Source organism: uncultured Algibacter sp. (genome assembly GCF_963976535.1).
Taxonomy (GTDB): domain Bacteria; phylum Bacteroidota; class Bacteroidia; order Flavobacteriales; family Flavobacteriaceae; genus Algibacter_B.
The window spans coordinates 36,420-53,171 of record NZ_CAXBLF010000004.1 but is presented as its reverse complement, the minus strand read 5'-3'; the positions used below and the strand labels follow the sequence as shown (position 1 = coordinate 53,171).

Genomic DNA, 16,752 nt, shown 5'->3' with positions numbered 1-16,752 from the left:
AAAATTATAACTATTTTTCAGAATTATTTTCTTAAAATCGTTTCATGACATTTACAATGAAAAAATTATTACCACATGTATTAGTTTTACTAGGTTTTATAATAATTTCTCTAGCTTATTTTAGTCCAGTTTTAAAAGGAAAGGCTATATATCAAAATGATATTGTGCAGTATATAGGGATGAGTAAGCAGCAAAAGGATTTTAAGGCTGAAACAGGAGAAGATACTTACTGGACAAATAGTGCATTCGGCGGGATGCCAACTTACCAACTAGGAGCAAGGTACCCGCATAACTATATTAAGAAACTTGATTTAGCTTTGCGTTTTCTGCCAAGGCCAGCAGATTATTTATTTCTGTATTTGTTTAGTTTTTACGTGTTTTTATTAGTGTTAAAAGTCGATTTTAAATTGGCGGCGCTCGGGGCACTAGCTTTTGGGTTTTCAACGTATTTAATTATTATTCTTGGTGTTGGTCATAACAGTAAAGCGCATGCCATTGCTTATATGCCTTTGGTTTTAAGCGGTATTTTGTTGGTTTTTCAAAAAAGATATGTTACTGGGTTTTTGCTAACCACAATTGCTATGGGCTTAGAATTGGTAGCAAACCATTTCCAAATGACCTATTATCTTATGTTTTTAGTAATTGTTCTAGGTATTGCTTATTTAGTTGATGCCTATAGAAAACAGATGCTTCCACATTATTTTAAATCTGTTGGTATTTTGCTTGCAGCAGTAGTATTATCAATAGCGTTGAATGCAACCAATTTTTTAGCGACAAATGAATACGTTAAAGAAAGTAAACGCAGCACAAGCGAGCTTACGATAAACCCAGATGGTTCTCCAAAAGAAGCAACCTCTGGATTAGACCGTGACTATATAACCCAATTTAGTTACGGAATAATTGAAACATTTAATTTGTTTATTCCTCGATTCACGGGTGGTGGCAATGCAGAAGATGTTGGAAAAGACTCTGCTACTTATGAAGCATTTAGAAAATTAGGAGCAACAACAACTCAAGCCGCTCAAGAAGCGAAACGTGCGCCAACATATTGGGGAGATCAGCCTATTGTTGAAGCGCCTGCTTATGTTGGGGCCGTCGTATTATTTCTATTTGTTTTTGCTTTGTTTTTGGTGAAGGGACGATTGAAATGGTGGCTTGTTGGAGGAACTCTATTTTCCTTATTATTATCGTATGGAAAAAATTTAGGATTTTTAACGGATTTTTTTATTGACTACGTACCGCTTTATAATAAGTTTAGGGCGGTAAGTTCCATTCAAGTTATTTTAGAGTTGTGTATTCCTGCTTTAGCTATTTTTGGTTTAGTCAGATTATTTAATGATTTTGAAAAGAAAGAAGAAAAGCTAAAAGCATTGAAATATTCAGCAATCATTACTGGTGGAATAGCATTGGTGTTTTTGTTGTTTAAATCGTCGTTATTTGATTTTGTAGGTATTAATGATGGGTTTTATCGTCAGAGCTACGGACAAGATTTTGTTGAGGCTTTAAAAACCGACAGAAAAGCAATGTTTACTCAAGATGCTATTAGAACCTTGATTTTTGTATTGTTATCTGCTGGAGCTATTTATTTATTTCTAAAGGAGAAATTAAAAGAAAAGTGGGTGATTGTAGCTTTTTGTGGGTTAATACTTTTTGATTTAATTGGAGTTGACAGACGTTATGTGAATAATGATGATTTTGTTTCTGGTGTGAAAATGTCAAAACCATTTCAAGCTACCGAAGTAGATGCATTTATTTTAAAAGATAAATCGCATTATAGAGTTTTTGATTTGGTTTCAGGAGCTTCAAAGCCTTCATATTTCCATAACTCTTTAAATGGTTATAATGCAGCAGAATTAAGACGTTACAGAGAAGTTTTTGATTTTTATATAGCACAAAACAATATTAATGTGCTGAGTATGTTGAATACAAAATATATTGTTGCGCAAGATGAAAAGGGTAAAGCATTTCCTTATGAAAATGAAGAGGCAAATGGTAATGCTTGGTTTATTAAGAATTTAAAAAAAGTGAATTCAGCAAATGAAGAAATAAAGATTTTAGATAGTTTAGATAATAAAAATAAAGCTATTTATTCATCACATAAGGCACTTGAGTCTATTCAAAACATTAAAACTAATTTTGCAGTTGATTCTTTAGCAACTATCAAACTTACAGAAGCCAAACCTAATTATTTAAAGTATCAATCAAATAATCAAAATGAAGGATTTGCTGTGTTTTCAGAGATTTACTATCCTGATGGGTGGAAAACATTTATTGATGGAAAAGAAGCTAATCACATGCGTGTGAATTATATTTTACGTGGTATGAATATTCCAGTAGGAAATCATACTATAGAATTTAAATTTGATCCAGATGTGGTTGAAACAGGAAGTAAAATAACTTTAGCAAGTTCTATTTTACTTGGCTTATTATTACTTGGAGGGTTATTTTATGAGTTTAAGCGAGATAATAAACCCTCAAAAGCGTAGTTTGTCATTCCTGCGAAGGCAGGAATCTTTAAAATCGAAACTAAACTAAAAATGGATTCCCTTCTTCAAGGGAATGACAAAAATGACAAAAAAAAAAGCACTTATCATCACATACTATTGGCCACCAGCAGGAGGTCCAGGAGTACAGCGTTGGTTAAAATTCGTCAAGTATTTACCGGAATTTAATATTGACCCAGTTGTTTTTATTCCTAAAAATCCAAATTATCCCATTATTGATGAAAGTTTTGCTTCTGAAGTTTCAAAGGATATTACCATTATTAATCATCCAATCAATGAGCCTTATAAGTGGGCAGGATTCTTTTCAAATAAATCTTCAAAAACAATTAGTAAAGGCATTATTTCTGAAGAACAGGAGCAATCTTTTATAGAGAAAGTCATGCTTTACGTGAGAGGTAATTTTTTTATTCCAGATGCCAGAATAGGTTGGGTAAAGCCTTCAGTATCGTTTCTTCTAGATTATATTAAAAAAGAAGGTATAGAAACGATTATTACAACTGGACCACCACATAGCGTCCATCTTATAGGTCTTCAATTAAAACAAAAATTAGACATAAAATGGCTTGCAGATTTTAGAGACCCTTGGACAACCATTGGATATCATAAACAATTAAAGCTAACATCGGCTTCTAAAGCAAAGCATAAATCGTTTGAAAAACAGGTTTTAAATTCCTCTAATCAAATTATTGTAACGAGTTTTGTTACTAAGCAAGAGTTTCAAAACATGACAAATAAGCCTATTGAAGTAATCACAAATGGTTATGATGACGACGCTGCTGTAGATTTTATAATGGATACCAAATTTACATTATCACATATTGGATCTTTATTATCTAAACGAAATCCAGAAATACTTTGGCGCGTTTTAAATGAATTAATTAGTGAAAATGATGATTTTTCAAAAGATTTTCAACTTAATTTTATTGGATCTATCAGTAAAAAAGTGTTAGAATCGATCAAGAATTTTAATTTAAGTAATTATATTAATGAGGTTGGTTATTTATCACATAAAGAGGCGATTATAAATCAAAAAAAATCTCAATTACTCTTGCTAATTGAGATAGATTCAGAAGATACTAAATGCATCATTCCTGGTAAATTATTTGAATATATGGTTTCAAACAGACCCATTGTTGCCATTGGTCCAAAAGATTCAGATGTTGAGAAAATTATCAAAGAAACTAATACAGGACACTACTTTAATTACTCCGATTACGAATCACTAAAAAGAATTATCTTAGAGCATTATAAGGCTTTTCAGAATAAAACATTACAATCGCATCCTATTGGTTTGCAAAAGTATCACAGAAAGGCACTTACAAAATCGTTAGCTAATTTATTATAATGGGCATCGTTGCATCTCAATCCTTTAAAAACATCATTTCTACCTATTTAGGGTTTTTTATAGGTGCCATTAATACTTTATTTCTTTATACCGAATTTCTGAGCGACGATTATTATGGTATGGTAGGGTATATGCTATCTTTAGCCTATGTTATTATGCCAATAATGGCTTTTGGAATGCATAATACCTTGGTTAAATTCTATTCCACTTTTAAAACTAGAATCTCTTTAAATAGTTTTTTAACACTCATGTTAGTGTTACCATTATGTGTTATAATTCCTTTAATATTAATAATTTATGTGAGTTATGATAGTATTGTTGGCTTTCTATCGAATAAAAACGAGATTATTAAAGGCTATTTGTGGCATACGGTAATCATAGCTGTTGCCTTAGCTTATTTTGAGGTGTTTTTCGCTTGGGCAAAAGTGCAAATGCAAACGGTTTTTGGAAATTTCATGAAAGAGGTTTTTCATAGAGTAGGCGCTATGATCCTGTTATTCTTATTACATTTTGAAGCTATAAATCTTGAACAATTTATGGGAGGGCTTGTAGTGGTTTATGTATTAAGAATGCTAGTTATGAATGTATTTGCATTTAGTGTAAAACTCCCAGTGATAATCTTTAAACGCGTGCCGAATTTGAGCAATATTTTAAAGTATTCATTTTTAATAATCATCGCGGGCTCAATAGCTACCATACTTTTAGATGTTGATAAAGTGATGATTGGGCAGTTTGTTGAAATTAAGGAGATTGCTTACTATAGCGTGGCTATTTATATTGCCTCAGTTATAGCTGTGCCTCAACGTTCGATGCATCAAATATTACTTCCATTATCTGCCAAATATTTAAATGAAAAAGATTTTGAATCATTAGAAGATTTATACAAACGAAGCTCACTAAATTTATTTATAGTTGGTGGCTTTATTTTTTTATTGATTGTGTTAAATATAAATCAGCTGTATTATATTATTCCGGAAGAATTTACCGGTGGTCTTTTTGTTGTTTTTATGATAAGCTTTACTAAGCTTTATGACAATGCTTTAGGTAGTAATAATGCCATATTGTTTAATAGTGACTATTACCGAGTGGTTTTAGTTTTGGGTGTTTTTCTAGTTATCGCGATGATAATACTAAACATTATTTTTATTCCTATGTTAGGAATCAATGGTGCTGGTATTGCTACTTTTATAGCGGTTTTTTCATATAATTCTATAAAATTATTCTTTGTTTATAAGAAATTTAAAATGTTTCCTTTTACAACTTCTACTTTAAGAATTGGGATGCTTTTATTAGCGAGTGTATTACTGTTTTATTTCTGGGAGTTTCCATTTCATCCGATTATTAATATAGGACTGAAATCGCTTTTAATTACTGTGCTGTATATTTTTGTAGTATATCGCTTTAATTTTTCTGAAGATATTTCACTTCTTATAAAAAAGTATTTAAAACTGAAATAGTTTTTTCATTTCCGCTTAGGCGGAAATCTTATTAATGGAGTTGAAGTTATTTTAAAAGAGATTCCCACCTTCGTGGGAATGAAAAAAAGCTTTATAAACGAAAAACCCTACGATGTTGCTTTGAGGCATACATGTCGCAGGGCTTTCCAAACTAACCAACCAAAATTTTTATGATCGTCTTCTTGTTGCAGTCGATCTTGTATTTTTGCTAGAACTACTTCTACTTTTTGTTGCTTTAGGTGTTCTGCTTTGTGTAGACCTTTTCACAGTGCGTTGTTGCGTTGTTCTTGGTTTACTTACAGTACGCTGAGCAACTTGCGCATTTCTAGTATTATTGTCACTTCTTTTATATGTACGAGTATTTGTGCTTCTTGGTTTTTGAACCGTTCTAGTTTTTTGTTCACGTTTAACCGTATTGTTTCTTGTACTCGTTCTATTGTTACTACTGTTAGCGTTCTCACGCGTTTTTCTAGTATTATTTATATGAGAATTATTTCCAGAAGATGTTCTTCTTGTGGTTGTATTTTCTCTTCTTGTCACGTCTCTGATTACATTAGGTGATGTGGTTTTTCTAGTATTACTATTTATTGTACCATTATCTCGTCTGCCTGATTGTCTTTCTCTAACTTCATTATTAGTTCTAGTATTTGTAGTACTATAACCTCGTCTTGTAGACGTGTTATTTTGAGCAACACGTGTCCTAGAGTTTGCATTTCTGTTAATCTGTGTTACATTTCTTTTGCTCCTGTTTACCGTAGCATAACTTCTGTTTCTAGATATGGTGTTACCTCTTCTACTAGCAATAGCAGTTCTAGGTCTTGAATTGTTATAAAACGGTCTGTTATAAGAATAACGAATAGGGTTATAAAACTGTCTGTAAGGTCTGTTATAAACTACACGGTAATCGTGAGCAGGAATGCTATAATAACGGTGCCATGGTCTGTAAACATAACCTCTGTTAAACACATTTATATATCCTGTATAGTGTGAAAAATTATTATGTCTGTTATAATAAACATTTAGTCCACCAACACGGTTTATGTAGCCAAAGTTGTTATAATGAATGTTTATGTTTCCAGCTTGACTAATACGTCCGTAATAATCATAATAGATTGGAATGTTTTCAATTTGAATAATAGCTCCAAACTCATCGTATTGCACGTAGCCGTTATAATCATAACCAGAGTTAAAACTAATATTTGAGTGTCGCGATCCAATATTTACGCTTAAGCGCGAATTGTTTCTTATAATATTAAAATCGAACTGTCCATCTCTAAAAACAGAAAATTCAATACCATCTTCAACAAATATGAAAGAATTTCCATAACCTCCATAATAAGTTGCTGTAGCGTTTGCTTCGTTGTTGGTTGTGGTTGCGTTAACAGTGAATCCTGTAAGGACTAAACCTGCTAATAAGAATATAAACTTTTTCATAATTGTAAATTTTAAGGGGTTACGATTATGTAATTACAAACAGCGTGCCAAAAAATGAGAGTAGGGCTTAAAGCCCTATATATACTAGATAAAATAGTTTGTAGCTTTTTTTAAGTTGAAATAATAAACTTGATTTTATGAAAAAAATAAGTTAAATTCGTTTAACTATCGATAAAGTTTAGTGATACGGAACTTTGTTTTGTATTAGCATGCAAAAAAATGATTCTGAGTAAAATATATTAGAATGATAGAAAAAATTAAAATTACAGTAATAACCCTAGCTACTATCTTTAGCATAACGCTTTCATATTATCTGATTGATAGGTTTTCTTACGCAAAGGAGATGCAATTATATCCAATAGGTATAGATAATGATACGGTATTAAGAGTCGGTATTATTGGAGATAGTTGGGTTGCTGGAAAAAAGTTGGATGCATTCCTACTTGATGAATTTAAAGTGAAAGGTGTAAACAGTATGATAACATCGTCTGGACATGTTGGAGCTAAAAGTAAATTGATTTATCAAAATATATTCAAGGATAGTACTGATTCGTATTCATCTAAATTTGTAATAACAAGTCATCCAGACTATTGTATTGTTATTGCAGGAGTAAATGATGCTCTAGTTCAGGTAGGTGCAAAATTTTATTCTCATCACCTTAGTTTGATTATTAATATTTTATTGCGTAATAATATAATACCTGTAATTGTAGAACTTCCTAAATTTGGCATTATTAAAGCAACCAATGATATGAATTGGATTAATAAAACGCGCTTTAAAATATTTTCAAGTTTTAACAATAAGGGCGAAATAGATAATATTGAAACCTATCGAAGTAATTTAAATAATTTATTGATAGGACAAGGCTTAAATGATAAAATCATATTTATTGACTTTGATAAAGTTTGCTCTAGCTATGAAGAATGTAAAGAAATTTATAAAAATGATGGAATTCATTTAAACGAAAGAGGTAATAAATTACTAAGTCAGGCAATAGCACATGAATTATTAAAAAGAATAACCACACGCTAACATTTTGTATGAGTAATAGCAGGGGATTGCTTAATTTTATGCCTTAAAGCCCTTTCAGACTTCATCATGGTTTCATAGGAAGTTATCGAACAACCTAAAATTACTCATTCAATTTACTATTAACGAGTTAATAAAAAAGACCCCGAAAGACTCAAGCGAGTATTACGGGGTTTATTATAAAAAAACAGAAAATTATCTTTTATTCTTTTTATTCTTTTTGTTTTTCTTCACTTTACCTTTTTGTTTAAAATAGTAGTAGTTATTGTTGCTGTCAAAACGGTTTACTTGTCCGCGGGTGTTAACAATTTCACCATGTTTGTTATAATCAACTCGCAAGCCTCCAACTCTAGATAAGTTTGAGTGTTTTCCTTTGTTGTAGTTCATAAATATAGATCCTGTACGGGTAATTCTGCCGTATCTATCATAATTTACAGATACATTCCCAATGCGTCTTACTTTTCCATTTCTATCACGAGAAATTGAAACGCCTCTGTTTGAGTAGCGATTTGAATTATACTTAATACTTGAATTAGGTCCTCTGTGAGTCGCATTTATCGTGCTTCTTCTTGAATTACGTCTGGAAAAGGTGTCGTCATAAAACCCATCATTAATATTGGGGTTAAAATCAAAACTGCCGTCTGGGAAAATTAAAAACTCTATGCCACGTTCCACAAACATAATTGGTTGGGCGTAGCGGTATTTTTTAGTTTTATCAAAATCTATTTTTGTTTTTTGGCTGTTTAGTTCTGTTCCAGATGCAGTTGTTAATCCTATCAACACACTTGCAAATACTAGTAATACTCTTTTCATAATCTTAGGATTTAATTATTAAATTTCGAATTTTTTTGCCTCCCGATAGCTATCGGGATCTTTAGCTTTTAGGCTTTCGCTATTTTTAACATTCATCTACTGAATTTACTTCTGATAAAACGCCCTTTTTCCCTTTCTACTTTCATATAAAAATAAACCGTAGCTATGCTTAATTTTTCTATTTCGCATAAAGAAAAAAATCATCATTTTCTCTAGTAGTTAATTCAATACATAAATGTTATATGGTTTTCAATTTGCGTGCCAAAGATGTAAGTGTTTGTTTATCAGTTTTCTAATATTCTGTATTTCTAAATTCTTTTTTTTACTTTTATAGAAACCAATCATTTTTATGTCTGAACAATTAGAAACTTGTAAAAATTGCGAACAACAATTTAACGAAGACTTTAAGTTTTGTCCAAATTGCGGGCAACAATCAAAAGACGAGTTAACAGTTAAAGTACTTTTTTACAACACGATTAGCAACTATTTTTCTTTTGATGCACGTTTTTTAAAAAGTTTCTTTCCTTTATTATTTAAACCAGGATATTTAGCCAAAAAATTTGTAGAGGGTAAACGTTTGCTATACTTGCATCCGGCTCAGTTATATCTTTTTATTTCTGTGCTTTTTTTCTTTATATTATCTGTTACGGTGGTTAGAAAACAAGTTCAGGATTTAGATACCAATTTAAAGAAAACTTTAAATAAACCTATTGTTTCCGATTCAACTAAAGTGCGAGCGGAAAGAGTTTTAGATTCTATTAATTTTGATAGTATTTTAAAACCATTACAAGAAAAGGGAATTGCTGGATTGGATAAAGCCAATATTAAAGGATTGGATTCCATAATAAAAGCATCGGCTAAAAAGGAAAGTAATAATAATCTAGATTTTGATTTTTATCAAAAGAAAGTAGATTCTTTAATCGCTATTGACGCACCTGATGCCGAAATATATGTGGCTATGGGGATGTCTGATGATGCTAACTCAATAGTAAGAAAGTTTTATACGCAAGTGCTTAAGTTTTACCGACAGCGTAATGGCGGACAAGTTTTGCAAGCCGTTTATGATACCATACCTATTTCACTTTTTATATTACTACCTATATTTGCTTTTATACTAAAGTTGTTATTATATAGACGAGGACGTTATGCACACCATTTGGTATTTAGCTTTTATTATTTTTCGTTTTTGTTTACCGTATTTAGCTTAATACTTGTTGCAAACTATATTTGGGATGTTCCAGATTGGGTTGATACGTTGCTTGTTTTTTCAACCTTCTTTTATCTTTTATTTGCCATAAAGCGTTTTTATGAAAATGGCTGGTTTTTAAGTTTCTTTAAAACATGTATCGCAACCTTTGTATATTTTATTTTTGTAATTCCTATAGCTATTATTATAGTAGGACTTGTTAGTTTTTTGTATTATTAATGTTTAAAACTAAGTTCAATGTATATTGTATATGTTGATCCGCGTTAGGGATTGAAACGGCATCCTTTTTTGTGCTTAACTATAAGTTTGGTTTGAAACTAAATTAAGATATGTGAAAAATACTTGATAAGATACTGAAACAAGTTCAGCACAAGAAAGATATAGTGGAAAGCCCGACCCCTTTTCGGGGTAACGCCCAAAAAATTATACTTCTATTGAATCTTTTCTTTTAAATACTTTCCCGTTTCTGAAGCTTTTACCTTTACAATTTCTTCTGGAGTTCCTGAAGCCACTAGGTTTCCGCCGTACATACCTCCAGTAGGTCCAAGGTCAATAATATGATCTGCACATTTTATTAAATCGATGTTATGTTCAACAACGATAATAGAATGTCCTTTTGCAATTAAAGCATTAAACGATTTTAAAAGTTTTTGAATATCATGAAAATGTAATCCCGTAGTCGGTTCATCGAAAATAAAAAGGGCTTTGTCTTTATTGTTGCCTTTTCCTAAAAATGACGCTAATTTAATACGCTGCGCTTCGCCACCTGAAAGGGTAGAAGAGCTTTGTCCTAAAGTAACATAGCCTAAACCAACATCTTGTAGTGGTTGTAGTTTGGTTTTTATTTTGGTTTGCTCAGTAGCTTTAAAAAAGGCTATGGCATCATCGATAGTTAAATTTAGAATATCGTCAATATTTTTGTCAGCAAAAGTGACTTCAAGAACTTCTTTTTTAAAGCGTTTTCCTTTACATGTTTCACATTCTAAATGCACATCGGCCATAAATTGCATTTCAATGGTTACTTCACCTTCACCTTTGCAAGTCTCACAACGTCCGCCATCTACATTAAAAGAAAAATGTTTTGCTTGATAATTTCTAATAGTGCTTAATTTTTGTTTTGAATACAAAGCACGAATATCATCATAGGCCTTTATGTAAGTTACAGGATTTGATCTAGATGATCTTCCTATTGGATTTTGGTCAACAAATTCAATATGATTTATGTTGCTAAAATCACCTTCTAAAGCGGTAAATTGACCAGGTTTTTCACCAAAATCAGTTAATTTTTTTTGTAGTGCAGGGTATAATATTTTTTTAACTAAAGTACTTTTTCCACTACCTGAAACACCAGTAACAACGGTAAGCATACCTAATGGAAAGCTAACGTCTATGTTTTTCAGGTTGTTTTCTCGAGATCCAATAATATCTACATGATATTTTGAGGTTCTTCTGGTTTCTGGTACCTCAATTTTTAGCTCTTCATTTAGATATTTCGCTGTTAACGAATCTGAAGCTAAAATATCAGCATAAGTCCCTTCAGCAACGACATGACCTCCTAAGGTTCCAGCTTCAGGACCAATATCTATAATGAAGTCTGCAGCTTTCATAATATCTTCATCATGCTCAACCACAATAACCGTATTCCCTAAATCGCGTAACGATTTTAAAACCGAAATTAAACGTTCTGTGTCTTTTGGATGCAGACCAATGCTGGGTTCGTCTAAAATATACATGGAACCCACCAAACTACTTCCTAAGGACGTGGCTAGATTTATACGTTGACTTTCACCACCTGAAAGGGTGTTTGATTTTCTGTTTAAGGTTAGATAATCTAAACCAACATTCGCAAGAAATGATAAGCGGTTATTAATCTCCTTTAATAATCTATTGGCAATTTTTGTGTCATAATCATTTAATTCTAATTGTTTAAAGAAGCTGGTGAGTTTATCTAAAGGCATTTCAACCAAATCGGTAATCGTAGCTCCAGTAATTTTTACATAATTAGCTTCTACTCGTAAACGCTTGCCATTACAAGTTTTACATTTTGTTTTTCCGCGGTAACGGGATAGCATCACCCGGTTTTGAATTTTATAGGCTTTAGATTCTAATTCGGCAAAAAACGAATTTAAACCTTCAAAATATTGATTGCCAGTCCAAATTAATTGTTTTTGAGCATCTGTCAATTCAAAATAAGGTTTATGAACAGGGAAATCGAACTTATGAGAATTGTTTACCAATTGGTCCTTATACCAACTCATACTTTCTCCGCGCCATGGAAAAATAGCACTTTCAATAACAGAAAGCCCTGTATTTGGAATTACTAAATCGTCGTCTATACCAATAATATCGCCATAACCTTCACATTTAGGACAGGCGCCATAAGGATTATTGAAACTAAATAAATGAACATTAGGCTCTAAGAAGTTAATACCATCTAATTCAAACTTATTACTAAATGGGCGTTGTTTGCTATCGCTTAAAGTTTCTATGATGCATTGGCCTTTTCCTTCAAAAAAAGCAGTTTGTATGGCATCGGCTAGTCGGTTTAAAAAATCTTCATCATTTTTGGTGATGACTCTATCTACTACCAATAAAATAGTGTCTTTTTTAGTGATCGAATTTGCCTCATCAATTCTTAAAACTGAATCATTTACTTTAATTCTGGCATAACCTTGTTGTTGTAATGTTTTAAGTTTGTCTTCTATACTGCGTCCTTCTTCCAAATAAATAGGAGCAAGGAGGAGGAGTTTTTCACCTTCAGGAAATGTTTTTAAGTAACTTATAACATCTGAAACGGTATCCTTTTTTACTTCTAAGCCAGAAATAGGTGAATAGGTTTTCCCAATTCGTGCAAATAATAGTTTTAAATAATCATAAATTTCTGTAGTGGTACCAACCGTTGAACGCGGATTAGTAGAATTTACTTTTTGCTCAATGGCAATAGCAGGTGCAATACCTTTTATATAATCTACTTTGGGTTTATTTAAGCGGCCTAAGAACTGACGCGCATAACTCGATAAGCTTTCTACATAGCGTCTTTGCCCTTCAGCATAAAGCGTATCAAACGCTAAACTAGATTTTCCAGAACCTGATAAACCAGTGATAACCACTAATTTATTTCTAGGAATAACAACATCAATATTCTTTAGGTTATGCAACCTTGCACCTTTTATTATGATGTTTTCTTTTGGGTTTACTTCGGAAATAGCAGTGTTCATAGGTTTTTTCAGCGGATAATTTCGCAAAGATAAGACAAGTCAACGAGCATAAAAAATTACCGTTTATCGAATATATTGCCAAAAAATATGAGATTTATTGTTTTTTAGGAATGATTGTTGTTATATTTGAACTTATAATAACTTCAAACACAAACGTCTATAGCATAAAAAATTACTTTTAAACTTAATAACCCCAAGCAACGAATACCTAATTCGTGCATTAAAAGTAAATATTATGCAAAAAGAACTCATTACAGATGCGACCTTAGTTAGTGATTATATTAAAGGAGACGAACGTGCTTTAGAAATTCTAATTAAAAGGCACAAACAAAGAATTTACAGTTTTATTTATTCAAAAGTGTATGATAGAGATGTTGCTGAAGATATTTTTCAGGATACTTTTATTAAAGTGATTCGTACGCTAAGACGTGGCGCTTATAACGAAGAAGGGAAATTTTTACCATGGGTAATGCGTATTTCTCATAACTTGGTGATTGATTTCTTTAGAAAAAATAACAGAATGCCAAAATTTGACAATGCTGGTGATTTTAATATTTTTTCGGTTTTAAGTGATAGCAGTCTGAATGCTGAAAAAACCATTATCAAAGAACAGGTTGAAAATGACGTAAGACGTTTAGTAGATGAACTTCCAGCTGATCAAAAAGAGGTATTAATGATGCGTATTTATAATGATATGAGTTTTAAAGAAATATCAAACAGAACGGGTGTTAGTATCAATACAGCACTGGGGAGAATGCGTTATGCATTAATTAATTTACGCAAGATTATTGATAAGCATAATATTGTTTTAACAAATTAATGCAATAAAGTATATTTTGCTGCGTTATCGGTATAAATAAACCCTTAACTTGAAAAAATGGCAAAAATTTACTCTGAAAATTCTATTAAAAACATAGAAAATCTTGAACCGAGAGAAGAAACGGTTAATTTTCTTCTAAATTATTCTAAGGCTTTAAGTGTTATAAGTTATAATAAATTGAAGTTTGAAGCACTTCTAAATTAAGTTTCTTAAAAGTCCTAATAAACCAAAAATTTATTAGGACTTTTTATTTTTATAATAGTGTTGAAGTACAGATTGCCTTCCAATCGTTTTAGTAATAATATCTTTATCTAAATCCCAGCCTCTTGCAGGTGAGTATTGGCGTCCATACCAAATTATTTGAAGGTGTAACTCATTCCATAATTCCTTTGGGAACAAGCGTTTAGCATCTTTTTCAGTTTGAACCACATTTTTACCATTGGTTAAATTCCACCGGTACATTAATCTATGAATGTGTGTGTCAACAGGAAATGCAGGAACACCAAAAGCTTGAGACATCACTACACTTGCCGTTTTATGCCCAACGGCAGGTAATTCTTCTAAAGCTTCAAAACTCTGTGGAACTTCTCCTTTATGTTTGTCAATAAGGATTTTTGATAAGCCATGAATACCTTTGCTTTTCATTGGTGATAAGCCAACAGGTTTTATAATCTCACGAATGTCGCCAACAGTAAGCTTTATCATATCATAAGGGTTATCTGCTCTTTCAAATAATAGAGGTGTTATTTTATTGACTCTTACGTCAGTGCTTTGAGCAGACATTAACACAGCAATTAATAAGGTATATGGGTCTTTATGATCTAAAGGAATGGGGATTTCAGGATAAAGTTTGTATAGTGTATTAATAACAAAGTTAACCTTCTCTTTCTTAGTCATAAAACGTATTTTTGTTAAAAATTCAAAGTTAAGACTATGAACACACTAAAACAAGGTGATGCCGTTCCTAATTTTACGGCTAAAGACGAACTAGGAAATACAATTTCATTAAGTGACTACAAAGGAAAAAAGCTAGTTGTGTTTTTTTATCCAAAGGCTAGTACACCAGGTTGTACTGTGGAAGCTTGTAATTTAAGAGATAATTATAAAACGTTGCAAGATCAAGGCTATGAACTGCTAGGTGTTAGTGCTGATTCTGCAAAGCGACAAGCTAATTTTAAAAATAAATACGAATTTCCATTTCCGCTTTTAGCAGATGAAGACAAAACTGTAATTAATGCTTTTGGGGTTTGGGGGCCAAAAAAGTTTATGGGTAGAGAATATGATGGAATTCACAGAATGACATTCTTAATAGATGAAAATGGTTTTGTTGAACGTGTTATATCAAAGGTAAAAACGAAAGAGCACGCCGCTCAAATTCTAGAAGAAATAAATTAAAATAAATTAAATTTATTTTAATTTATTTCTTCTAGAATATCCAAATAATCGCTGATCCTTTATTATGTCGGCAATACCTTCTGGAAGCATGTCTTCCCATCCTTTTTCACCATTAGTAATCATTTTTAGAACCTCTCTTGATAAAATATCCATAATATCTGGATTGAAATCTTTTATATCAAGCATTTTTCCATTGTATTTAAAGAATTTATATAATTCTTTCATACGTGGATGTACTTTTAAGTTCTCACTTGTATATAATTCTCCTGTTTCATGATTTTTATACGGATAGAGATAAACCTTTAAGTCTCTATAGAATAATTTACCAAATGCTTCTAAAATACCACCACTTAATTGGCGGTAATATTTCTCATCAAAAATTTGAATGAGGTTGTAAACGCCCATGGCTAAGGCCATTCTTTCTTTAGTGAATTGCGCAAAATATTCAACTAAACGATAATATTCTTGAAAGTTTGTAATCATTACATTCTGCCCAAGAGAACATAATAATTCAGCCCTGTCTAGAAAGTCTCGCTCATTTATTTTTCCTTCTGCACGCAAATTGGCAAGTGTAATTTCAAAAATAATTTTAACATTGTCTTTTTTCACGGTCTTTTCAGCAAAAAATAATTTTTTTGACTTTTCAAAAATATCCATATTTACCTTTGTTACAGGTCTAAAGCTACCTCGCAATGTCAAAATATTTTTCTTATAAAGTACTTGTGCAGGAAGCAAGTTCATTCCATCAGGTCCAAACATAACAGCGTCTGTCATGCCGTTTTTTACTAATTGTAAACTCATCAATCTGTTATCAACATATGTGAATCTGCAACCAGAAAAATTGATCATATCTATTTCGATTTGATCTTTCTCGATATTATCATATAAGGATCTTACTATTTCTTTTGGGTCGTCGTGCATGTAGAAACCACCAAAAATAAGGTTAACACCAAGTGTTCCTAAAGTTTCTTGCTGCAACTGAGCATTTGTTTGCTTGAATCTTAAATGTATAATTATTTCGTTATAGTCCTCTAACGGGTCTAACTGAAATTTAATACCAACCCAACCATGGCCTTTAAACTTTTTAGAAAAGTCTATAGTCGCTACTGTATTTGCAAAGGCGAAAAACAACTTGTCAGGATGTTTTTCTCTTAAAATTCTGTCTTCAATAAGTTCTACTTCATGGTTAAGCATTCTACGTAAACGGGGTTCTGTTACGTAGCGATTATCTTTTTCAACGCCATAGATGGCATCACTAAAATCTTTGTCATAAGCAGACATTGCTTTTGCAATCGTACCAGAACTACCTCCAGCTCTGAAAAAATTACGCACGGTTTCTTGACCAGCACCTATTTCTGCAAAAGTTCCGTAAATATGTTCGTTTAAATTAATCTGTAAAGATTTCTGTTTAATAGTCAGTATCTTACTGATTTCTTTATCTCCTTTTAATGTTAAAGCCATAATTTTAGTGTTACCACAAAAGTAGAAAAAAAAATAGTGTTATGACACAAATAAATAAAGCCATTTCA

13 protein-coding genes are annotated in these 16,752 nt (G+C 31.8%); 8 read left to right on the top strand and 5 right to left on the bottom strand.

All coding sequences use genetic code 11. The features are described 5' to 3' along the window. The first annotated feature begins 44 nt into the window (after nt 1-44). The 3 genes from AAC024_RS02395 to AAC024_RS02385 all read left to right on the top strand — a co-directional run bounded on the left by AAC024_RS02395 (nt 45) and on the right by AAC024_RS02385 (nt 5,306). Nucleotides 45-2,486 (top strand): YfhO family protein, encoded by a 2,442-nt coding sequence (locus tag AAC024_RS02395; RefSeq protein ID WP_339893582.1) that lies wholly within the window; start codon nt 45-47, stop codon nt 2,484-2,486. An 82-nt stretch (nt 2,487-2,568) separates the two neighbouring features. Further along, the gene (locus AAC024_RS02390) at nt 2,569-3,849 is read left to right on the top strand and encodes a glycosyltransferase family 4 protein (RefSeq protein ID WP_339893581.1); all 1,281 of its coding nucleotides are present in this window, start codon (nt 2,569-2,571) and stop codon (nt 3,847-3,849) included. Beyond that, on the top strand, nt 3,849-5,306 hold the full coding sequence (locus tag AAC024_RS02385; protein ID WP_339893580.1) for a polysaccharide biosynthesis C-terminal domain-containing protein: 1,458 nt from the start codon (nt 3,849-3,851) through the stop codon (nt 5,304-5,306). Before AAC024_RS02390 ends, AAC024_RS02385 begins: the two co-directional genes overlap by 1 nt. Before the next feature lie 168 nt (nt 5,307-5,474). Here AAC024_RS02385 and AAC024_RS02380 read toward each other — a convergent pair whose 3' ends face one another. Further along, on the bottom strand, nt 5,475-6,740 hold the full coding sequence (locus tag AAC024_RS02380) for a hypothetical protein (RefSeq protein WP_339893579.1): 1,266 nt from the start codon (nt 6,738-6,740) through the stop codon (nt 5,475-5,477). 244 nt (nt 6,741-6,984) lie between these two features. Between AAC024_RS02380 and AAC024_RS02375 the strand changes: the two genes are divergently transcribed. Further along, on the top strand, nt 6,985-7,773 hold the full coding sequence (locus tag AAC024_RS02375) for an SGNH/GDSL hydrolase family protein (protein ID WP_339893578.1): 789 nt from the start codon (nt 6,985-6,987) through the stop codon (nt 7,771-7,773). A gap of 192 nt (nt 7,774-7,965) precedes the next feature. Here AAC024_RS02375 and AAC024_RS02370 read toward each other — a convergent pair whose 3' ends face one another. Beyond that, a complete protein-coding gene (locus tag AAC024_RS02370) occupies nt 7,966-8,583 on the bottom strand; it encodes a hypothetical protein (protein WP_339893577.1) in 618 nt (205 codons plus the stop codon). 349 nt (nt 8,584-8,932) lie between these two features. Between AAC024_RS02370 and AAC024_RS02365 the strand changes: the two genes are divergently transcribed. After that, nucleotides 8,933-10,009, top strand: coding sequence for a DUF3667 domain-containing protein (locus AAC024_RS02365; RefSeq protein WP_339893576.1), 1,077 nt, complete (start codon nt 8,933-8,935; stop codon nt 10,007-10,009). A gap of 212 nt (nt 10,010-10,221) precedes the next feature. Here the strand turns inward: AAC024_RS02365 and uvrA are convergent, their stop codons facing one another. Further along, a complete protein-coding gene (gene uvrA / locus AAC024_RS02360; RefSeq protein ID WP_339893575.1) occupies nt 10,222-13,008 on the bottom strand; it encodes an excinuclease ABC subunit UvrA in 2,787 nt (928 codons plus the stop codon). Nucleotides 13,009-13,243: 235 nt separating this feature from the next. On the opposite strand from uvrA, the gene AAC024_RS02355 reads away from it, so the two are divergent. Next, nucleotides 13,244-13,828: a sigma-70 family RNA polymerase sigma factor gene (locus AAC024_RS02355; RefSeq protein ID WP_339893574.1), complete on the top strand. Its 585-nt coding sequence runs from the start codon at nt 13,244-13,246 to the stop codon at nt 13,826-13,828. A gap of 57 nt (nt 13,829-13,885) precedes the next feature. Beyond that, on the top strand, nt 13,886-14,032 hold the full coding sequence (locus tag AAC024_RS02350) for a hypothetical protein (RefSeq protein WP_339893573.1): 147 nt from the start codon (nt 13,886-13,888) through the stop codon (nt 14,030-14,032). Nucleotides 14,033-14,065: 33 nt separating this feature from the next. Here the strand turns inward: AAC024_RS02350 and nth are convergent, their stop codons facing one another. After that, the gene (gene nth / locus AAC024_RS02345) at nt 14,066-14,725 is read right to left on the bottom strand and encodes an endonuclease III (RefSeq protein WP_339893572.1); all 660 of its coding nucleotides are present in this window, start codon (nt 14,723-14,725) and stop codon (nt 14,066-14,068) included. Between the two features lie 36 nt (nt 14,726-14,761). On the opposite strand from nth, the gene bcp reads away from it, so the two are divergent. After that, nucleotides 14,762-15,223 carry a thioredoxin-dependent thiol peroxidase gene (gene bcp / locus AAC024_RS02340; protein WP_339893571.1) on the top strand — a complete coding sequence of 154 codons (462 nt, stop codon included), beginning with the start codon at nt 14,762-14,764 and terminating at the stop codon, nt 15,221-15,223. 12 nt (nt 15,224-15,235) lie between these two features. On the opposite strand, the gene AAC024_RS02335 is transcribed toward bcp, so the two are convergent. Further along, on the bottom strand, nt 15,236-16,684 hold the full coding sequence (locus tag AAC024_RS02335) for a TonB-dependent receptor (RefSeq protein ID WP_339893570.1): 1,449 nt from the start codon (nt 16,682-16,684) through the stop codon (nt 15,236-15,238). Between the last annotated feature and the right edge of the window lie 68 nt (nt 16,685-16,752).